17 protein-coding genes are annotated in these 19,905 nt (G+C 58.8%); 11 read left to right on the top strand and 6 right to left on the bottom strand.

Translation table 11 applies throughout. The features are described from left to right. Positions 1-12 precede the first annotated feature (12 nt). The 4 genes from ACR0AZ_RS19490 (at position 13) to ACR0AZ_RS19475 (ending at position 3,451) form a co-directional block, all read left to right on the top strand. Positions 13-879 carry an AAA family ATPase gene (locus ACR0AZ_RS19490; protein WP_480485002.1) on the top strand — a complete coding sequence of 289 codons (867 nt, stop codon included), beginning with the start codon at positions 13-15 and terminating at the stop codon, positions 877-879. Further along, complete coding sequence (locus tag ACR0AZ_RS19485) at positions 879-2,069, top strand: vWA domain-containing protein (protein ID WP_480471279.1); 1,191 nt, start codon at positions 879-881, stop codon at positions 2,067-2,069. The genes ACR0AZ_RS19490 and ACR0AZ_RS19485 overlap by 1 nt, the downstream gene beginning before the upstream one ends. Positions 2,070-2,081: 12 nt before the next feature. Then, positions 2,082-2,891 carry an XdhC family protein gene (locus tag ACR0AZ_RS19480; protein WP_480471278.1) on the top strand — a complete coding sequence of 270 codons (810 nt, stop codon included), beginning with the start codon at positions 2,082-2,084 and terminating at the stop codon, positions 2,889-2,891. A 107-nt stretch (positions 2,892-2,998) separates the two neighbouring features. Next, complete coding sequence (locus ACR0AZ_RS19475; protein WP_480471277.1) at positions 2,999-3,451, top strand: SRPBCC family protein; 453 nt, start codon at positions 2,999-3,001, stop codon at positions 3,449-3,451. Between the two features lie 10 nt (positions 3,452-3,461). On the opposite strand, the gene ACR0AZ_RS19470 is transcribed toward ACR0AZ_RS19475, so the two are convergent. The 4 genes from ACR0AZ_RS19470 to ACR0AZ_RS19455 are packed head-to-tail and all read right to left on the bottom strand — an operon-like array spanning position 3,462 to position 8,223. Next, positions 3,462-4,466: an aldose epimerase family protein gene (locus ACR0AZ_RS19470; protein WP_480471276.1), complete on the bottom strand. Its 1,005-nt coding sequence runs from the start codon at positions 4,464-4,466 to the stop codon at positions 3,462-3,464. Positions 4,467-4,472: 6 nt separating this feature from the next. Then, a complete protein-coding gene (locus ACR0AZ_RS19465; RefSeq protein ID WP_480471275.1) occupies positions 4,473-5,222 on the bottom strand; it encodes a phosphate/phosphite/phosphonate ABC transporter substrate-binding protein in 750 nt (249 codons plus the stop codon). Beyond that, positions 5,219-5,836 (bottom strand): response regulator transcription factor, encoded by a 618-nt coding sequence (locus ACR0AZ_RS19460; RefSeq protein ID WP_480471274.1) that lies wholly within the window; start codon positions 5,834-5,836, stop codon positions 5,219-5,221. The genes ACR0AZ_RS19465 and ACR0AZ_RS19460 overlap by 4 nt, the downstream gene beginning before the upstream one ends. After that, a complete protein-coding gene (locus ACR0AZ_RS19455) occupies positions 5,833-8,223 on the bottom strand; it encodes an ATP-binding protein (protein WP_480660658.1) in 2,391 nt (796 codons plus the stop codon). The genes ACR0AZ_RS19460 and ACR0AZ_RS19455 overlap by 4 nt, the downstream gene beginning before the upstream one ends. Positions 8,224-8,467: 244 nt before the next feature. Between ACR0AZ_RS19455 and ACR0AZ_RS19450 the strand changes: the two genes are divergently transcribed. From ACR0AZ_RS19450 to ACR0AZ_RS19430, 5 genes are all read left to right on the top strand, one after another. Continuing rightward, positions 8,468-9,430, top strand: coding sequence for a TAXI family TRAP transporter solute-binding subunit (locus ACR0AZ_RS19450; protein ID WP_480660656.1), 963 nt, complete (start codon positions 8,468-8,470; stop codon positions 9,428-9,430). 107 nt (positions 9,431-9,537) lie between these two features. After that, complete coding sequence (locus ACR0AZ_RS19445) at positions 9,538-12,162, top strand: TRAP transporter permease (RefSeq protein WP_480471271.1); 2,625 nt, start codon at positions 9,538-9,540, stop codon at positions 12,160-12,162. Next, positions 12,159-12,590, top strand: coding sequence for a universal stress protein (locus tag ACR0AZ_RS19440; protein ID WP_480471270.1), 432 nt, complete (start codon positions 12,159-12,161; stop codon positions 12,588-12,590). Before ACR0AZ_RS19445 ends, ACR0AZ_RS19440 begins: the two co-directional genes overlap by 4 nt. Before the next feature lie 73 nt (positions 12,591-12,663). Further along, positions 12,664-14,412: a gamma-glutamyltransferase gene (gene ggt, locus ACR0AZ_RS19435; protein WP_480471269.1), complete on the top strand. Its 1,749-nt coding sequence runs from the start codon at positions 12,664-12,666 to the stop codon at positions 14,410-14,412. 95 nt (positions 14,413-14,507) lie between these two features. Next, complete coding sequence (locus ACR0AZ_RS19430) at positions 14,508-15,713, top strand: MFS transporter (protein ID WP_480471268.1); 1,206 nt, start codon at positions 14,508-14,510, stop codon at positions 15,711-15,713. A gap of 59 nt (positions 15,714-15,772) precedes the next feature. Here ACR0AZ_RS19430 and ACR0AZ_RS19425 read toward each other — a convergent pair whose 3' ends face one another. Both ACR0AZ_RS19425 and ACR0AZ_RS19420 read right to left on the bottom strand, forming a co-directional pair. Continuing rightward, a complete protein-coding gene (locus ACR0AZ_RS19425) occupies positions 15,773-17,248 on the bottom strand; it encodes an NAD-dependent succinate-semialdehyde dehydrogenase (RefSeq protein ID WP_480668093.1) in 1,476 nt (491 codons plus the stop codon). A gap of 2 nt (positions 17,249-17,250) precedes the next feature. Continuing rightward, entirely contained in the window at positions 17,251-18,528 is a 1,278-nt protein-coding gene (locus ACR0AZ_RS19420; RefSeq protein ID WP_480668092.1) for a 4-aminobutyrate--2-oxoglutarate transaminase, read from the bottom strand. 151 nt (positions 18,529-18,679) lie between these two features. On the opposite strand from ACR0AZ_RS19420, the gene ACR0AZ_RS19415 reads away from it, so the two are divergent. Next, complete coding sequence (locus tag ACR0AZ_RS19415; RefSeq protein ID WP_480471265.1) at positions 18,680-19,246, top strand: cupin domain-containing protein; 567 nt, start codon at positions 18,680-18,682, stop codon at positions 19,244-19,246. Positions 19,247-19,383: 137 nt separating this feature from the next. Further along, positions 19,384-19,905: a VOC family protein gene (locus ACR0AZ_RS19410; RefSeq protein WP_480668091.1), complete on the top strand. Its 522-nt coding sequence runs from the start codon at positions 19,384-19,386 to the stop codon at positions 19,903-19,905.

Genomic DNA, 19,905 nt, shown 5'->3' with positions numbered 1-19,905 from the left:
TGGATCCTGGTTTTGACTTTGAATGATGTGCAGAACGGTTTGGTCGTGCAGGGCTATGTCGCCGATGAGCGATTGGCGATGGCGTTGCATTTGGCGCAGGCTTTGGGTCGGCCGTTGCTTTTGGAAGGGCCCGCCGGCGTGGGCAAGACCGAGGTCGCCAAGGCCGTGGCAGCGTGGCGGGATACGCGTTTGATCAGGCTGCAATGCTACGAAGGGTTGGATGCCAGTCATGCTATCTATGAGTGGAACTATCAGCGGCAATTGCTGGCGATCCGGGCCAGTGAAGCGCGGGGCGGAACCCATGAGGCGCAATTGTTTTCGGACGAGTATCTACTAAAACGTCCTTTGTTAGAGGCTATATCTGAAGAAAAGCCCCCGGTTCTTCTGATTGATGAGATCGATCGCGCGGATGAGGAATTTGAAGCGTATCTTTTGGAGATTCTGTCGGATTTTCAGATCACGATCCCTGAACTGGGCACTGTGAAAGCACAGGTTCGGCCGATTGTGATTCTGACGGCCAACGGGACGCGTGATTTGTCGGATGCGCTTCGGCGGCGCTGTTTGTACAGTTTTCTCGACTACCCGTCTAAGGAGACAGAGTTGGCGATCCTGCAGGCGCGGATGCCTCAGATTGAGGGTGTTTTGGCGCGGCAGATCATTGGGGTCGTTCAGGCACTGCGCAAGGAAGATCTTGAGAAGACGCCCGGTATTGCCGAGATGCTCGATTGGGCTGCGGCCTTGTCGGGATTGGGCGTCAACGATCTGGCGAAATCCCGGGATGAGGTGCAGGCGACCCTTGTTTGTCTGCTGAAGACTGCTGCTGATTATAATGTGGCACCGCCTGAGGTGATGGACCGTCTGATCGGGAAGGTGGCGTGATGCAGGTGACGCGTTTTCCTTCAAGGGCTGCGGGTCTGTCGGATCGTATGTCAGGGTTCATAGCGCATTTGCGGATGAACGGTCTGCGCGTTGGGTCGAAAGAAACGGCGGATGCTTTGGCGGCGCTTTCGGTGGTTGAGGCGACCAACGCGAACCAGGCGCGTCAGGCGCTATGCTCCTTGTTGGCGGGGGACGCCGAGGAATGGCGGCGCTTTGATGAGCTTTTTGATGCCTACTGGTTCAACGTGGGGAAGCAACGAGGGGGTTTGGCACAGAATGCACATGTGCAGGTTCAGTCAGCGAAACCGATGATCTGGCAGCGCCCGGATGAGGGCACGGATAACACCCAAACGGAGTCCAATCAGGCAGCCACCACTCCTGATCCGGGCGACAGCGAGGCTGAAGGGATGGACGGGACGCTGATTGCGACCCGAACGGCCAACCTGTCGCGTCGGGATTTGCGCGAATTGATGGATGAACAGAGTCTAAAACAGGCGGAGTTGGTCGCTGCGCGGATCGCCCGCGCTATTCGGGATCGTCGTTCGCGGCGACGGAAACGTGCTTTGCGTGGACCCGTGCTGGATATGCGGCGCATCCAGCGGGCCAGCTTGGCGCGTGGGGGTGAACCCATGGACCTGTATCGCCGCGCACGGCCACCGCGTCCGATGCGGATCGTGGCTCTTTGCGACGTCAGCGGATCGATGACCGTCTATTCCCGTGTGTTCCTGGCCTTTCTCAAAGGATTGATTGGCAGCGGGACCGAGGCAGATGCCTATCTGTTTCATACCCGACTGATGCGGGTCACAGATGCGTTGCGCGATCACGATACGCTGCGCGCTGCGGGGCGCTTGTCGCTGATGGCCGAAGGGTTTGGCGGCGGCACTGATATCTCGGGTAGTCTTGAGAGTTTTCTGAACGGTTATGGCGCGAGAGCGCTGAACGGGCGGACTATCGTGCTGATCCTGTCGGACGGCTATTGCAGTTCCGACCCGGACGCGCTGGGCGCCGTTTTGGCACGGATCAGGCGCAAGGCACGGCGGATCGTCTGGCTGAACCCGCTGAAAGGGTGGCCGAGCTACGAACCGGTTGCTGCAGCGATGCAGGCCGCACAGCCCCATCTGGATGCGCACTTGCCTGCAAATACGCTTGAGGCGCTAGCCGCGCTGGAACCCCAGTTTCGCAAGTTGTGAAAGGAGACCTGCATGCCCGGTTTCGACATATTCGACACAATCGAGGAGCTGCGCCAGAGTGGCGAGAATTTCTGTGTCGCCACCGTGTTGCGCACGGCGGATGTGACCTCGGCCAAGGCGGGGGCCAAGGCGGCGATCACGCGGGACGGCCGGATATTGGGTCATTTAGGTGGGGCCTGCGTGCAGCGCGCTGTTCGCGCTTCGGCCAAAGCTGCGCTGGACAGCGGTCAGCCGGGCATTATCCGTGTGAAGCCTTTGGACAAGGTGGTGGCCATGACAGACCCTGACGGCGTGCAGACATACAAAAGTGGATGCCCCAGTGGCGGGACGGTGGATCTGCTGGTTGAACCATATCAACACGCGCCGCGGCTGGTGATCTTCGGTGATTCTCCGATCGCCTCGGCATTGGCGGCACATGGTACTTTGGCCGGGTTGCGGGTTTGTCTGCCCTTCGGCGCAGAGGGGCCAGACCAGATCGGCTTTGACCCGCATGATCTGCCTGCACTGGGGCTTGAGGTGCGTGATTTCGTAGTTGTGGCCTCGCAGGGCAATGGGGACGGTGCTGCGCTGAAGGCGGCGTTGGAGTCTCCGGCGCTGCGTGTTTCGATGGTGGCCAGTCGCCGCAAGGCGCAGGTGCTGTGTGACAAGCTGATTGAAAACGGTCTGGACAAGGGTCGGGCCGCGCAGCTCAAAGCACCTGCCGGCTTGGATATCCAAGCGGTCGACCCCCATGAGATCGCACTTTCGATCCTGGCCGAGATCGTGCGCTGGCGAAACACCGATACTTCGAAGGAGAGTCGTGATGATGAGAAGATGGCGTAGCTTTGTGCGGGTGATCTGGCCTGCGCGTCCTGAGCTAAGTGTGAAAGAAGCGACGGAAGAGGCGCTGCGCGTCTATCCAAGGTGTTGTTGATCAAAGGAAAACACGAATGGAACTGAGTGATGAAATCCGCATTAGCGCCCCACGCGATGTCGTTTACCAGGCGCTGAACGACGTCGATGTGCTGCGCGAATGTATTCCCGGTTGTGAAGAACTGACGCAAGCGGGCCCGGATCAGCTTGAGGCGAAGGTCGTACTAAAAATCGGACCGGTAAAGGCGAAGTTCTCAGGCGAGGTGACGCTGGACACCTCAAATGCACCAGATGGGTTCTCGCTGATGGGCGAAGGCAAGGGCGGTGCTGCCGGGTTTGCCAAAGGCGGGGCCGATGTGACGTTGACCGAAGATGGAGACGAGACCATCCTCTCCTATACGGCCAAGGTTGATATCGGCGGCAAGATTGCGCAGCTGGGCAGCCGGTTGATTGCTGGAACGGCCAAGAAGCTTTCGGGCAAGTTCTTCACCAAGTTTGGAGAGGTTGTATCAGAGCAAACCGTTTCCTGAAGTGTCACTGTTACCGCGTGATCTGAAGCGTGGTCTCGTGCCGGTAGACCGAACCCGGATACAGGATCGTTGATGGAAAGCCGGACTGGTTCGGTGCATCGGGCCAGCCCTGCGGTTCGAGCGCCAGGCCGGCAAACGGGCGGTAGGGGTGACCGCGTAACCCAATCTGGTTGGGTTCATCCAGGGTGGCGGCGGAATATACCTGCAGCCCCGGTTCGGTTGAGGCAAGACGCAGGCAAAGCTCTGAGTTTGGACCGTAGAGCCATGCGACAGGTCGCACCTCTTGCTGTTCGTTGGATGTGCAGAAGCAGTGGTCGATCGCCTGTGATCCGATCGGTCGACGCGTTTGGAAATCCAGAGGGCTATCTTTCACAGGGCGCAGTGCCCCTGTTGGGATAAGGTCGTCATCCACTTCCAGATAGCTGGGTGCTTTGATCTGCAGTTCATGCCCTGCGATCGTCCTGTCGTCATCGAGGTTGAAATAGCTGTGCGGCGCAAAACTGCAGGGGCTTGGTTGGTCACACTCCGCGTGGATCATCAGGCGCAAAGTGTGATCGGCATCAAGTGAATAGGTCGCCCGGACAGCCATATTGCCAGCAAATCCCATGTGGCCATCGGGCAGGTCCAGCGACAGGGTGACCGAAGTCTCGTTCACCGCCTCGATCCGCCAGACTAGATGGGCGCTACCTTCGCGGCCGCCATGCAGCGTGTGCTTGCCGAGATAGTTGACATCTGTGTAGCAGACCTGCCCGTCGATCTCGTATCGTGCACCACCGATGCGGTTGGCAAAGCGTCCAACGATGGCACCAAGATAGGCGCTGCTGTTCAGATATCCCTCCAACGTTGGCCATCCCAGCACCAATGGGTGCGATATGTCCTCAAGTCTGAGGTCCTGCAACGTTGCACCATAGGTCAGAATGCAGGCTTGCATGCCGCCATTCTTCAGCTTGATGCGATCTATGGGCTGGCCATCTGGCAACTGTCCGAAAGCGCTGACATTTGAGTAGGACCCCATACTCATCTAGCCGTGTTCAGGAGGGTTGGGGACGGCGAGGTATTGCTGGGCAGAGATGCGCACAATGTCACGCAATCCAAGCGCTGTCCGGTCTGTCGCATCCAGCTGTCCGATGGCCGATTGAACCGCTGTAAAGATCGCCTCTGCGTCATTTCCTTTTGCGGTAATCAGGGGCAAACCCGGCGTGGGTTCGGTCCAGTCCAGATCACGTAAACTCGAAGCCCAATCCTCATGCTCGCGCATCAAACGCCACGAAACTGCATCCAGCGCGGCGATGTCTGCCCGGCCTTCGGCCACCGCGCGGGCTGAGTTCAGATGCCCTTTGGTCTGGAGCTGATCCCTGAACCAGAACCCGCGTGGGGCGAGGTGCCAATAGGGCGCCGCATAACCCGATTGCGAGAAGGTTTGGTTGTAGGCAAAGACCGCATCCTGATAAGCAGCCAGATCCTCGCGTGTATCATCAGAGCGCACGACCAGCGCGCTGCGGTAATAGCCGGGCGGGCATCCCTCAACGCCGTAGTCCGGCGTGCCCACCAGTTGCACCTTGTCGTGCAGCCACAAGCGAAAGGGCATGCCACAGGTTTGGCTGAGCACCAGATCGGAGGATTGCCAGACCGAAAACTCCTCGGCTTGCTGGGACAAATGTACGGGGCTGTCGATCCCCACGTGGCTCAGGTCGTTGCGGATCAGGGTCCAAAACCGCTCATGCGCGCCGTCAAGCTGGGGGCGGGCATACATCATCAGGCTGGCGATCATTGCATGTGTCCGAACAGCTCATAAAGCTCGATGGTGGTTTTCACCCCGACCTTCTGTTGAATACGCCCACGATGTATCTCGACCGTGCGTGGACTGATGCCCAGTTCGGCGGCGATCTCTTTGCTTGAGGTGCGGGCAGGGTGGGTCAGGATATGCTGCAGCACCTGCTCTTCCCGCTCGGTCAGCAGGCCGCGTTTGTCTGCCAGTGCCTGCCGGTGTGCCTTTTCTGCGCGCAGACCTGCGCCCACGTCCCAGGCCGCTTCTATGCGCTCAATCAACACGCTCAGGTCAAACGGCTTGACCAGAAAATCAATCGCCCCGGCCTTGGTGGCGCGCACCGATTCAGGAATGCCACCATGGCCTGAGATGAAGATGATCGGAAGGGTCGAGTTCTGTTGGACAAGGTGATCCTGCAGTTCCAGCCCATCCATTCCGGGCATGCCGTAGTCCAGGATCAGACAGCCCGCGGCATCTGCATCTACCTGATCCAGAAAGGACTGAGCATCGGGGAAATGCGCAACCTTCATGCCGCGCTTGCCAAGCGAGCGGGACAGGGCGATGCGCACGTCATCATCATCATCTACGATAAAGACGGTAAGCGGTTCCGGAGTCATGAAGTGTTTTCCTCAGCCCGGTCGCTGCGACGCAAGGTGAAACAGAACCGCGCGCCGGTACCCTCGGTCGGGTCGTGCCAGATCCGGCCGCCATTGGCTTTGACGATGGTTCGGCAGATCGACAGGCCCAATCCCATGCCGTCGGTCTTTTGGGTATCAAACATATTGAACAGGGTTACATCCTCATTGACGCCGGGCCCATTGTCTTCGACGCGAACCTCGACACACTCTTCGCTCACAAGCGTGGAGATTGTGATCCGGCCCGCCTCACCCGGATCCCGGTCCAGTGCATCGATAGCATTTCGCAGCAGGTTGACCAGTACCTGAGCGATCTGGGTGCGGTTGCCGATGACAGCGGGTAGGGTGCTCTCGTCATAGACCAGCTTGATGTCATGCAGCTTGGCCTCGCCCTCCATCAGTGTGACGGTCTGATGGATCAGCCCGCCCAACTCGAACGGGGCCTGCCGACCGCGGTCTTTGCGCACTACGTCCCGCAAGGCGCGGATGATGTCGCCCGCGCGGCGCGACTGACGGTCAATGTCGGATAGAATCTCGTTCAGTTCAGGATCGGGATCACCGATTTCCTCAAGCGTGATCTTGGCCGCATCGACATTGTAGGAGATCGCGCTGAGCGGTTGGTTCAGCTCATGCGCCAGCCCCGAGGCCATCTCACCCATCAGATTTACCCGCGCCACATGGGACAGATCGCGACTGAGGCGGCTTACCTCGTCTTCGGCCTGTTTCCGGTCGCTGACATTGTCGATGATGGCCACGGCATGATCGGGGACGCCATTCTCGTCCCGGATCAGGATCGCATTCACGCGCAGCCAGATGGTCGATCCATCTTTGCGGACGAATTGGTTTTCCGCGATGAACTCGGAATCCTGTAGCAGCGTTTCGCGGAACTTGACTGCGATTTGCTGGCCGTCTTCAGGCAGAATATCGGCCAGTGTCATCCTTTCCAGCTCATCTGGCTGATATCCCATGATGTCGCATAGCTGTTCGTTGGTGCGCAGAAACTGTCCCGTTTCGGGGGTGATCTGGGCCATCCCGCGCGAGGCCAGATCGAAAGTGCGGCCATAGGCGGTTTCGAACCGTTGCCGCTGTCGAACTTCCTGTGTCAACGCCGCGCCGGTGTCTTCTAGCTCGCGATAGGGGCTGTGCAAGCCTTCCTCGGGGGTGATCTCGCCGCTGGATAGCTGCTGGCTCTGGCTGGCAAATGTGCGTACCGGGGCATAGATCCGGTCGGCCATGGCCAACCCGATTGCACCAGTCAGAATGGCGATGGCCAGCGCGATCCAGACGCCTTGTGTCCGGTTTTTCTTGATCTCGCCGATAAAGTTGTCTTCGGCTGCATAAAGGCCGATCAGCCAGCGCAGCCCCGGTTCCGAGACCTCGATCAGCATCGCGACGTAATCCTGACCGTTCAGCTGGAAATCCGTATGGACAGGGCCATCAGCGTCACTCAGGCCGGTTTGCACCACATCTCCGAATGCCTTTTGCGCGATGGGGTCTGCGATCTGATCCACACGGGTCAGTTCCGGCGCTTCCATATGCGCCTCCTGCCGGATCAGGACCAGTGTTGGATGTGCCAGAACCGCACCGTCTTCGTTCAGGACAAGCGCGGCACCGCGCCGTTCGGACCAGATGTCCAGCAAAAACCCGGACAGGGCGTCGATCTGGATATCGACACCCAAAATTGCGCGGATATCTCCGGCGTCGTCCAATATGGGCACACTGTAGGTGATCCCCGGTTGGCGTGCCGTGAAGAATATGTAGGGTTCTGTCCAAATCGGTGCTTTGGTCTCAGAAACCATCCTGAACCAGGGACGGGTGCGAGCCTCATAGGTATCGGTTTGGGTGGTGGCCGTTTCCAGCAGTGTGAACTGATCGTTGCGCCATTGGAAATCGGCCGGATGTTCAGCGGTGCCCTGTAGGAATGGCGGAACGAACTTGGTGCGATAGCGCCCAGGCTCTTCGGCGCGCATGACATAGACAAACCTGCCCGTCGCATCGGCCAGATACATCCCGGCAAGCTGAGGCGCGACCTGTAGCTGCTGGAAGAAATGGCTTTCCAGCGCGCTGGGATCGCTGATGTCCAGCACGTCATTTTCCGCAAGCCGCCGCGTTGCATCCAAGGCCTGCCGGGCCGGGTTCAAAAAGCTTTTGACCTGGCCGATGACATTGACGCTGACCTCATTCAGCGAATTTCGCGATTGCCGCAACAGCGCGTTTTCCGAGCTGACAAAGGTCGACAGGATCACCGACAAGATGGCGAGGAACTGCAAACCACCCAGACACAAGGCGAGCGTGGCACGCAGCGACCTGCGTCTGCGGGCGGGTTCGGCCTGTTCCTGGCGGAGTTCTTGTTGTCCAGCGTAGTTCAATTCCTGTCCAAATGACCTTCTGTTCGGGTCGATGCCACAGCTTTGGCTGCGATCAGTTACCCTCTTTCCCCTATTCGTCGAATCCGAGCCTATACGTAATCAACCGTATAGACACCTGCTGTTTGGTTTCGCTTTCCTCTTAATCATCGGGGGGCCTGATTCCAGTGCGATTTTTTCTGTTGTGTTCTGAAAGGTTTCAGGCACCCCAACAGATCAAAAAAAGACTGACAACAGGAGTGTCAAAGTGTTCAAGAAAACCTCAATTACCGCATTTGCCGCGGCGGCCTTGATGGCACCAGCGGCATATGCAGAAGAGTTTATCACGATCGGAACTGGCGGCGTTACGGGTGTCTATTACCCAACGGGTGGCGCGATCTGCCGTCTGGTCAACAAGGGCCGGAAAGAACACGGGGTCCGGTGTTCGGTGGAGTCGACTGGGGGGTCGGTTTACAACATCAACACCATTCGCGAAGGCGAGCTTGAGTTTGGGGTGGCACAGTCGGACTGGCAGTACCACGCATTTAACGGCAGCTCGAAATTCGAAGAAGCCGGCCCGTTTGAGAACCTGCGTGCCGTGTTCTCGGTACATCCAGAGCCGTTTACGGTTGTGGCGCGTGCCGACGCGGGTATCACCAATTTTGAAGACCTGAAGGGTAAGCGCGTCAATATCGGCAACCCCGGTTCCGGTCAACGCGGCACCATGGAGGTTCTGCTGGGCGAAATGGGCTGGAGCACCGATGATTTCGAACTGGCGACCGAGCTGAAAGCGGCTGAACAGTCGGCAGCTCTGTGCGACAACCAGATCGATGCGATGGTTTACACCGTTGGTCACCCGTCCGGATCGATCCAGGAAGCGACCACCGCCTGTGACTCGGTTCTGGTGAACGTCAGCGGTGATGCAGTCAGCAAGCTGGTCGACGATAACTCGTTCTACCGCACAGCGACTATCCCAGGTGGCATGTACCGTGGTTCGGACGGCGACACCCAGACCTTTGGTGTTGGCGCGACCTTCGTGACCTCGGCAGATGTGTCGGATGATGCGGTTTATGCGGTTGTCAGCTCGGTCTTCGAGAACTTCGATGACTTTAAAAAGCTGCACCCGGCCTTCGCCAACCTCAAGCCTGAAGAGATGATCGCGGACGGCTTGTCGGCTCCGCTGCATCCGGGTGCGGAGAAGTACTACAAAGAAAAAGGCTGGATTCAGTAACCAGACCTGACGCGGGGCGCCTTTCGGGGCGCCCCGATTCATATCCGGGTTAACCGGTGACAAGACGGCCACAAAAAACCAAGGCCGAAGGACGGGGAGATATCACCATGAGTTCCGACGACACACAGGGCAATCGCCCTCTATCCGAAGAAGAGCTTCAGGATCTGGTCGCCTCATCCGATGCGGGTGCGCGCAATCCGGCTGGGAATGTGGGGCTGTTTCTAGCGATCGTTGCTGTCTTGTGGTCGGTGTTTCAGGTCGTGTTGGCCTCGCCCCTGTCGAACTACCTGCTGCCGGGCAGCGTAGTGAACAACTCGCGTCAGATTCATCTGGCCTTTGCGATGTTCCTGGCCTTTGCGGCCTATCCGGCGCTTAAATCCAGCCCGCGAAACTATATCCCTGTTCAGGACTGGATTATGGGGATCGTGGGCGCATTCCTGGCGCTGTACGGCTATTTCTTCTACCAAAAGATCGTCGATGCGGGCGGCCTGGCGGACGACACGGACAAGTGGTTTGCACTTGTCGGTTTGCTGCTTCTGTTCGAAGCCGCGCGTCGCGCACTTGGTCCCGCGATGGCCATCATCGCGACGATCTTTCTGGCCTACGTCTTCTTCGGCTCGTCCGATTGGGTCCCCGAAGTGATCCGTTGGAAAGGTGCCAGCCTGCAAAAGGCGATGAGCCATATGTGGATCACGTCCGAAGGTGTCTTTGGCATCGCGCTGGGCGTGTCGACCAAGTTCGTCTTCCTCTTCGTGCTGTTCGGTGCGCTGCTGGATAAGGCAGGTGCGGGCAACTACTTTATCAAGATGGCTTTTGGCGCGCTGGGGCACCTGCGCGGTGGCCCGGCCAAGGCGGCTGTGGTGGGTTCGGCGGCGACCGGCCTGATCTCTGGCTCGTCCATTGCGAACGTTGTGACCACCGGTACTTTCACCATCCCACTGATGAAGCGTGTGGGCTTTTCCAGCGAACAAGCGGGCTCGGTCGAGGTCGCCTCATCCGTGAATGGCCAGATCATGCCGCCGGTGATGGGCGCTGCTGCCTTCCTGATGGTGGAATATGTGGGCATCTCCTATGTCGAGGTAATCACCCATGCCTTCCTGCCTGCCGCAATCTCCTACATCGCGCTGGTCTATATCGTGCACCTTGAAGCGGTGAAGCGGAACATGCCGACGCTGGGCGATCGCGTTGTTTCGATGGGTCGTACGATTGGCGGCATGGCGCTGTTCTTCGTGGGCTTTGCTGGGCTCTGCTATGGCATCCAATACCCGATCAAGGCGATCATAGCGATCATGCCTGATGCGTCGGGACTGGTCCTGTCGGCGCTGATCGTGTTGGCTTATCTGTTCCTGTTGAAACTGGCTGCTGGGGTCGAGGATCTGGTTCCAGATGATCCCAACGCCAAAGAGGTCGAACTGCCGGTGATCGCCGAGATCTACAAGGCCGGTCTGCATTACCTGCTGCCGATCATCGTGCTGGTCTACTTCCTGATGATCGAACAGAAATCGCCCGGTCTGTCCGCCTTCTGGGCAACCTCTCTGCTGTTCGTGATCCTGCTGACGCAAAAGCCACTCAAGTCCATCTTCCGGGGTGAGAGTGACACCGCGAATGCGTTCAAAGATGGGGTTGTCGATCTGTGGAACGGGTTGATTGACGGCGCGCGCAATATGATCGGCATCGCTCTCGCGACCGCTACAGCGGGTGTGATCGTGGGCACTGTGACGCTGACCGGTGTGGGCCAGGTAATGGCCGATCTGGTCGAGTTCCTGTCGGGCGGCAACCTGATCGCCATGCTGGCGCTGGTGGGGCTGCTGAGCCTGATCCTAGGGATGGGTCTGCCGACCACGGCCAACTATATCGTCGTCAGCTCACTGATGGCGGGTGTGGTTGTCGAACTGGGCGCGCAGGATGGTCTGATCGTGCCGCTGATCGCGGTGCATCTGTTCGTGTTCTACTTCGGTATCATGGCTGATGTGACACCGCCCGTGGGTCTGGCGAGCTTTGCGGCTGCCGCTGTTTCGGGCGGGGACGCGATCAAGACAGGCTTCACGGCTTTCTTCTATTCCCTGCGCACCGTAGCCCTGCCTTTCGTGTTCATCTTCAACACCGATTTGTTGCTGATCGATGTGGGCTGGGTGCAGGGCATCTTGGTGGCCGTCTCTGCGACCATCGCGATCCTGATCTTCACCGCCGGTACCATGGGCTGGTTCCTGACCAAGAACCGCATCTATGAAAGCGTCGCGCTGATCCTGATCGCTTTCGCGCTGTTCCGTCCGGACTTCTTCATGAACCGCATCGCACCGCCCTTTGCGCAGATCGAACCGGCACAGCTGACACAGGCCGTGGGCGAGGCTGCACCCGGCAGCACCATGCGGATCGAGGTCGCAGGTCCTGACTTTGACACCGGCAATATGACCGAAACCACGGTGGTTCTGGACATTCCGGAAGGGGCCGATGGTGCTGCGCGCGTTGACGCTCTGGGTTTGATCACGCTGGAAGAAGACGGCCTGATCAAACTGGACGAGCCGCTGTTTGGCACTCCGGTCGCGGATGAGCTGGACATGTTCGACTATTATGCTGACGACGCTGTTCGCATCACCAGTATTCAAGCCCCGCAGAGCCAGCCACCGAAAGAGCTAATCTTCATTCCGGCGCTGCTTCTGCTGGGTCTCATTGCCTTCCTCCAGCGCGGCCGCGCCGCGCGCGTCAACGAAGAAGAGGTCGTTACATCATGATTAAATCTGTCCTCTGTGCCGTGGATATCAGCAATGACGATCTGGATGCAGGCGTTCTGGAACGGGCAGCGGTGCTGGCCGATCTGGACGGCGCGCAGCTGGATGTGGTGACGGTTCTGCCGGATTTTGGCGAAAGCTGGGTCTCGGGCTTCTTCCAGCCCGAGTTCCATGAAAAGGCGGTGGAGGCGGCGCAAGAAAAGCTGATCCAGCTTTGCGCCCGCACGCTGGGCGAGGAGCGAAACGCCAGCATCCGCCATGTGGTCGCCACTGGCACCGCCTATCAGAAAATTCTCGAAACTGCCGAAGGCGCAGGCTCTGACCTCATTGTCATCGGAGCGCACAAACCAGACCTCAAGGACTACCTTCTCGGACCAAACGCGTCCCGCGTCATCCGACACTCAAACGCGTCCGTCTATGTGGTCAGATAGTGGTCAATTCGGTTTGAAAGTGTTTTTGTAACGAGTGTTTCGGTTTCCAAAAAACTTTCAAAGGTGAATTGCTATGAAAACCCTGTTGAAGACAACAGCGGCGATGGTCTTTGGCACCGTCGCCAGCATGGCTGTTGCACAAGACCCTGCGCCAGAATTTGGCTATGGCTGGGAAGACAAAGACTCGGTCACCGGGACCGAGTTCATGGTTTCCGCCGCAAACCCGATTGCCGCAAAAGCCGGATATGACGTGCTGTTGGCGGGAGGCACCGCCGCGGACGCGATGATCGCGGTTCAGTTGATGCTGAATCTGGTGGAGCCGCAATCCTCGGGCATCGGTGGCGGTGCGTTCATGTTGTATTGGGACGCCTCAGCCAAAACTCTGACCACCTTTGATGCGCGTGAAAAAGCACCCGCCAAGGCCACGCCCGAACGCTTTCTGTTACCGGACGGGGAAAAGATGCCGTGGCCCGAAGCTGTTGTAGGGGGTCAATCTGTCGGCGTGCCGGGCATTCTGCGCCTGATGGAAGTGACCCATAACCTTTATGGAAAGAAAGACTGGGCCTCGCTGTTTCAGTCCACCATCGATCAGGCCGAGCAGGGGTTCGAGGTCTCGCCCCGCATGGCAAATTCGATCCAAAGCACCATTGAGCGTGAGCGTTCTGTCGGTGTGTTCCCGGCGGGTAAAGCGTATTTTTTCAACGAAGATGGCACCCCGCTGCAGGCCGGGACGTTGCTAAGGAACCCCGAATTTGCGCAAACCCTGCGTATTCTGGCCGATCAGGGCGCGGGCGCTTTCTACAGCGGTCCGATTGCCGAGGATATGGTTGCTGCGGTTGCGGCGACTTCGAAAGTCGAAAACAACATCACGCTTGAGGATCTGGCCGCCTACCGGGTCAAAATCCGTCCCGCCGTCTGTGCCGATTATCGCGGCTATGACGTCTGCGGTATGGGCCCGCCGACCTCTGGTGGTCTGACCGTGGGGCAGATTCTGGGCATCCTGAGCAATTTTGACCTCAATGGTACCGGTTGGAACGCAGAGATGGCGCATCTCTATGCCGAAGCGGCCAAGCTTGCCTATGCTGACCGCGCGCTCTATATGGCCGATAGCGATTTTGTCGATGTACCGGTCAAGGGCCTGCTGGATAAGGATTATCTAAAGCTGCGCTCAGAAATGATCGACCCAGCAGCGGCTGGTGAGAAGCGCCAAGCGGGTGAGCCACCGCGTGATCACACTGCTCTGTTTGCACCGTCACAGAATCCGGATCGCCCCGGCACCAGTCACATCGTGATCCGCGATCAGTATGGCAACGCGCTGTCGATGACGACCACGATCGAAACCGCCTTTGGCAGTCGGGTCTTTGTGCGGGGCTTTCTGCTGAATAATGAGCTGACCGACTTTGATCGCGCACCCATGGATGGTGACCGGCTGGTGGCCAACCGGGTCGAAGGGGGCAAGCGTCCGCGCAGCTCGATGTCGCCAACCATCGTGATGAAAGAGGGTGAGCCCTATTTGCTGATCGGCTCACCCGGAGGCAGCCGCATCATCAATTATGTGGCCAAGACCATCATCGCGATCCTTGATTGGGACATGGACCCGCAGGACGCCATCGAAACAGGGCACTTCGTCCATCGTAACGGGTCATCCATGGATCTGGAGCAGGGAACATCCGCTGCTGAATTCGCAGATGCGTTGACCGGCAAGGGGCATGAAGTGAAACAGGTTGACCTCAATAGCGGGCTGCACGCAATCCTGATCAAGGATGGCCAACTGATCGGCGCTGCCGATCCGCGTCGCGAAGGTGTGGCATTGGGTCAGTAGCTCAAGACGGCAAAGGGTTGCCACAGAGCATTCGCGAGGTGCTCTGCGCGGCCCTTTTCTCTTGCTTTGCCGGCGCACTCGTCCGATAGGGCGGTATGTTCAAAAGCCGCGCCATAACCTTCATTCTGATCACGTTGATGATCGATGCCATTGGCATTGGCATCGTGTTCCCCATCATGCCTGACCTGATGGATCGCGTGGGCGCGGGCGATACCGGGCAGGGGGCCTTCTGGGGCGGCTTGTTGATGGCTGCTTATGCCGGGGCGTTGTTTCTGTGTGGACCTGTTGTCGGTAGTATCTCGGACGCCGTTGGCCGCAGGCCGATCCTGATTGCGGCACTGGTCATGCTGGCGCTTGATTACGTGATCATGGCTCTGGCAGGCACGTTCTGGCTGCTGCTGCTTGGGCGTACGCTCGCGGGGTTGGCTGGGGCGACTTATATTACCGCAACAGCTTATATTGCAGATATATCCGCGCCGACCGAGAAGGCCGCGAATTTCGGCCTTATCGGGGCTGCGTTCGGGATCGGCTTTGTTCTTGGGCCCGCCATCGGCGGTATTGCCGCCGAGATTAGCATCACCGCACCTTTCTGGATTGCCGCTGTCTTATCGGCGGCGAACGCACTGTTCGGCGTGTTTGTCCTTCCCGAAAGCCTAACACCCGAGAAACGCCGACCTTTTGGCAAACGCGACCTGAACCCGTTCAAATCGATCTTCGATGCCTTTCGTTTTCCGGGGCTGGCCGTTCCGTTGTTGTGCATATTCATTTTCGAATTCGCCAACATGGTTTACCCCACGCTCTGGGCCTTTTGGATTCGTGAAGTCTTTGGCTGGTCCACGCTCTATATCGGTTTGTCTCTGGCGGCCTATGGCGTACTGCTGGCCTTCGTGCAGGCAGGTCTGATGCCGCTTTTCATCCGGTGGATTGGCGACTACCGAACCCTCCTCTTGGGAATGACATCAGCGCTGATCGGAATGATCGGTTTTGGGTTTACGGCAACGGTGACAGCACTTGTCATCTTTATTTTGCTGGCTGCGTTGTCTGATCTGGTGCCTGCACTGATCACGGCGATGGCCTCAAATCAGGCCGACGAAGACCGGCAGGGTGTTGTGCAGGGGGTGATTGCGTCGCTGTCTTCAGTGGCAGCGGTCTTGGCACCCCTGGCCATGACCGGCCTCTTTCAGGCCTCGGTCGATAGTAACGGGACCTACATGCCCGGCGCGCCATTTTTCTTTTCGGCAGCGCTGGTTCTGCTGATGATGCCCTTGGTGTTTCGACTGCGCGGACACGCATCGGTCTGAAATGAAAAACGCACCCGCAGCGGGCTGCGAGTGCGTTGAAATTTTAAGGCATTGGGCGTCTACTGGATTTCACCCATGCAGAGATATTTGATCTCAAGGAAATCCTCGATCCCGTATTTCGAACCCTCACGGCCAAGGCCCGATTGCTTGACGCCGCCAAATGGGGCGACCTCGGTCGAGATCAGTCCGGTGTTAATGCCCACCATGCCCGATTCCAACGCTTCGGCCACGCGCCAGACGCGGGCCAAATCGCGGCTGTAGAAATACGAGGCCAGACCGAACTCGCTGTCATTCGCCATGGCAACCACGTCGTCTTCTTCTTCGAATTTGAACAGAGGCGCGACGGGGCCAAAGGTTTCATCCTTCGCCACCACCATGTCACGGGTCACGCCGGTCAGAACGGTAGGTTCAAAGAATGTTCCGCCCAGTTCCGAGCGTTTGCCACCCAGCGTGACGGTCGCGCCTTTCGATACCGCGTCCGAGATGTGTTCTTCGACCTTGGCAACCGCCGCGTCGTTGATCAGCGGGCCTGTGGTGACACCATCGCCAAAACCGTCGCCAATGTTCAGCGTTTTGGTCTTTTCGGCCAGCTTGGCAGCGAATTCATCATAGACGCCCGCCTGCACATAGATGCGGTTGGCGCAGACGCAGGTCTGACCGTTGTTGCGGAACTTGGCGATCATCGCGCCGTCAACGGCGGCATCCACATCGGCATCGTCGAAGACGATGAAGGGTGCGTTGCCGCCCAACTCAAGCGACATCTTCTTGATCGTGCCCGCGGCCTGACGCATCAGGATCTGGCCCACCCGAGTCGAGCCGGTGAAGGTGATCTTGGCAACCTTGTCGTTGGTGCACAGCTCATTGCCCACGCCCGAGCTGTCGGTGCCCGGGATCACGTTGAAGACGCCCGCCGGGATGCCCGCACGTTCACCCAGCACGGCCATCGCCAGCGCCGAGAGCGGCGTCAGAGTTGCCGGACGTGCCACGAAGGTACAACCCACGGCCAGAGCCGGGCCAACCTTGCGGGCGATCATCGCGTTGGGGAAGTTCCACGGAGTGATCGAGCCGACCACACCCACAGGCTGCTTCAGCACCACGATGCGCTTGTCGCGCTGGTGGCCGGGGATGACGTCGCCATAAACGCGTTTGGCCTCTTCCGAGAACCACTCAATGAACGATGCGCCATAGAGGATCTCTCCGCGCGCTTCAGGCCAGGGTTTGCCCATCTCGGCGGTCAGGATCGTGGCCAGATCGTCGGCGTTTTCGACCATCAGATCGAACCACTTGCGCAGGATCGCAGCGCGTTCCTTGCCTGTCTGAGCGGCCCAGTCCTTCTTCGCGGCATAAGCGGCATCGATGGTCTGTGTGGTGCCTTCGATGCTGACATCGGTCACGTTGGCGATCAGATCGCCTGTGGCCGGGTTGTGAACTGGGAAAGTCGCCTCACCCTCAACCCACTCGCCGTTGATATAGGCACGGGTTTCCAGAAGGCTGGGATCTTTCAGTTCCAGCTTGGTCACTTTGGTATCCAGCATGTTCAGGCTCCTTTGACAGCGTCGACCGAGGCTTCGAGGATATCCATGGCCTCGGCGAAGATCTCGTCCTGCACCGTCAGCGGTGCGAGGAAACGAATTACGTTCCCATATACGCCACATGTCAGCAGGATCAATCCGCGCTTGAGCGCTTCGGCGCGCACGGCGTTCGCCATGTCGGGGTTCGGGGCGCTGCCATCGGAGGTGTTGAACTCGGCCGCGACCATGAAGCCCGGGCCGCGAATGTCGACGATCTCGGGCGTACGGGCGCGGATGGATTCCAGACGCTGTTTCAGGCGTGAACCCAACTCATTGGCGCGGGCGCACAGGTCTTCTTCTTCGATTACATCCATCACCGCATGGGCAGCGGCGATTCCCAGCGGGTTGCCGCCATAGGTGCCGCCCAGACCACCGGGGTGTGCCGCATCCATCAGCTCGGCGCGACCGGTGACAGCGGCCAGAGGCAGGCCACCGGCCAGACCTTTGGCCATGGTGGTGATGTCTGCGGACACATCATAGGCGTCCATCGCAAACAGGTTACCGGTGCGGGCAAAGCCGGTCTGAACTTCATCGGCGATCAGCACGATGCCGTGTTCATCACACAAGGTGCGCAGACCACGCATCAGCTCGGCAGGGGCGGGGTAGAAGCCGCCTTCGCCCTGAACCGGCTCGATGATAATCGCGGCAACGCGACCCGGATCGAGATCGGCCTTGAACAGCTTGGTCAAAGCGCCCAGCGAATCCTCGACCGAGGTGCCGTGCAGCTCAACCGGGAAAGGGACGTGATAGGTGTCAGGCATCATTGCACCGAAACCGGCCTTGTAGGGCTGCACCTTGCCGGTCAGGGACATGCCCATGAAGGTCCGTCCATGGAAACCACCACCGAAGGCGATCACAGCGGGGCGGCCGGTGGCGGCACGGGCGATCTTGACGGCGTTCTCGACTGCTTCGGCACCGGTGGTGACAAAGACGGTCTTCTTGTTGAAATCGCCCGGAACCTTCTCGTTCAGGCGCTCGGCCAGACGGATATAGGTTTCATAGGGCAGAACCTGATGGCAGGTATGGGTGAAGTTCGAGGCCTGTTTCTGCACCGCCTCCATCACCTTGGGGTGGCAATGCCCGGTATTCACAACGGCGATGCCTGCTGCGAAATCGATATAGCGCTTGCCTTCGACATCCCAGACCTCGGAGTTCACGGCACGGTCCACATAGACCTGCGTCTGCATTCCCACGCCCTGCGCGATCGAGGTGTTGCGGCGTTCAGCAATCTGAGCATTCAGCATCTTGCGTCCTTTCGGGTTATCGGGCGCGCGCGCCCGTAAATCTGACCGCGTGACTGTAGAGCCCACAGCCCCGAGCGAAAGCCTGTTTCTTGTGAATCATAAGTCCTTGATTTACGGTCCCGGCACCCCTCAAGTGATGCGGATAGTGAACATGAAGAACGCCAATCAAGATGATCTGACCCTCGGCTTGCGCCTGCGCACCCTGCGTGAACGGGCCGGCCTGTCACAACGGGCGCTGGCTAAAAAGTCGGATGTACCGAACTCCACCATCTCTTTGATCGAGTCTGGTAAGATGAACCCCTCTGTTGGTGCGTTGCGCCGGATATTGCAGGGTATTCCTATCGGCATGTCCGACTTTTTCTCGTTTGAGATCGAGCCCGAACAGACCGTGTTCTATGCCGCTGAAGAACTGACCGAGATCGGCAAGGGCGGGTTGTCGCTGCGGCAGGTGGGCTCGAACCTGCATGGCCGCGCAATGATGATCCTGCAGGAAACCTATGATCTGGGCGCTGACACGGGCCGCGTAATGTACGGGCATGAGGCGGAAGAGGGCGGCGTGGTGATCTCGGGCCGGGTCGAGGTCACTGTGGGCGATCAACGCAAGGTGCTGGGGCCTGGTGATGCTTACTACTTCGACAGCCGCGCGCCGCATCGGTTCCGGCAGGTGGGGCCTGAAAAATGCCGGATCATCAGCGCCTGCACCCCGCCGACATTTTGACCGCCGATGCAGGAATCTCAGCACTATGCATCATAGTGTTGCAATATTTGTCGAGTTGATCCACAGTATGATGCATAGTGTGGGATTTTCCTGCATATTCCAACGGGCGACCCCCGCCCTATTCGGAGATTTCGGATATGAAAAAGAAGCCTGCTACCCTGCCCCGCGGCTATCGCACCTGCACCGCATCGCTTGCCGTCTCGGACGTTCCCGCAGCGCTGCAGTTCTATGAAAAAGCCTTTGACGCCAAGATTCAGGCCTATGACGCGGAAGAAGCCCCCGGCTTTGCAGCCATCAAGATCGGCAACTCGATGCTGTTCGTCACCGCTGGCTGGGGCGCGCATGTTCCGTCTGTACCCGGCACCGTTATTCCGGTTGGCCATCATATGTATGTCGAAGATGCTGACGCCACGCTGACGACCGCCCTGGAAAATGGCGCGACGCTGATCGCAGACGCAAACGACACCTATTGGGGCGAGCGCTGCGCCACCGTTGCGGATCCGTTCGGTCATATCTGGACACTGGCGACACGGATCGAGAACCTGAAATCCGAGGATATCAGTGAGCGCCGCAAAGCGTTGTTCCGCGCCATTCAGGATCAGGATGCCGAGGCCGTGGTCGAATCCGTCGAGACAGCAGAGCAGACCGAGGCCGCGTGA

The organism is Ruegeria sp. BE3 (assembly GCF_056538865.1).
The sequence above is the reverse complement of the archived record's forward strand: the minus strand, read 5'-3'. Positions and strand labels throughout refer to the sequence as shown.

Excerpts from the sequence above, each read along its gene's own strand:
- ACR0AZ_RS19485 (WP_480471279.1), top strand. The coding sequence starts at position 879 with ATGCAGGTGACGCGTTTTCCTTCAAGGGCTGCGGGTCTGTCGGATCGT.
- ACR0AZ_RS19480 (WP_480471278.1), top strand. The coding sequence starts at position 2,082 with ATGCCCGGTTTCGACATATTCGACACAATCGAGGAGCTGCGCCAGAGT.
- ACR0AZ_RS19475 (WP_480471277.1), top strand. The coding sequence starts at position 2,999 with ATGGAACTGAGTGATGAAATCCGCATTAGCGCCCCACGCGATGTCGTT.
- ACR0AZ_RS19470 (WP_480471276.1), bottom strand. The coding sequence starts at position 4,466 with ATGGGGTCCTACTCAAATGTCAGCGCTTTCGGACAGTTGCCAGATGGC.
- ACR0AZ_RS19465 (WP_480471275.1), bottom strand. The coding sequence starts at position 5,222 with ATGATCGCCAGCCTGATGATGTATGCCCGCCCCCAGCTTGACGGCGCG.
- ACR0AZ_RS19460 (WP_480471274.1), bottom strand. The coding sequence starts at position 5,836 with ATGACTCCGGAACCGCTTACCGTCTTTATCGTAGATGATGATGATGAC.
- ACR0AZ_RS19445 (WP_480471271.1), top strand. The coding sequence starts at position 9,538 with ATGAGTTCCGACGACACACAGGGCAATCGCCCTCTATCCGAAGAAGAG.
- ACR0AZ_RS19440 (WP_480471270.1), top strand. The coding sequence starts at position 12,159 with ATGATTAAATCTGTCCTCTGTGCCGTGGATATCAGCAATGACGATCTG.
- ggt (WP_480471269.1), top strand. The coding sequence starts at position 12,664 with ATGAAAACCCTGTTGAAGACAACAGCGGCGATGGTCTTTGGCACCGTC.
- ACR0AZ_RS19430 (WP_480471268.1), top strand. The coding sequence starts at position 14,508 with ATGTTCAAAAGCCGCGCCATAACCTTCATTCTGATCACGTTGATGATC.
- ACR0AZ_RS19425 (WP_480668093.1), bottom strand. The coding sequence starts at position 17,248 with ATGCTGGATACCAAAGTGACCAAGCTGGAACTGAAAGATCCCAGCCTT.
- ACR0AZ_RS19420 (WP_480668092.1), bottom strand. The coding sequence starts at position 18,528 with ATGCTGAATGCTCAGATTGCTGAACGCCGCAACACCTCGATCGCGCAG.
- ACR0AZ_RS19415 (WP_480471265.1), top strand. The coding sequence starts at position 18,680 with ATGAAGAACGCCAATCAAGATGATCTGACCCTCGGCTTGCGCCTGCGC.
- ACR0AZ_RS19410 (WP_480668091.1), top strand. The coding sequence starts at position 19,384 with ATGAAAAAGAAGCCTGCTACCCTGCCCCGCGGCTATCGCACCTGCACC.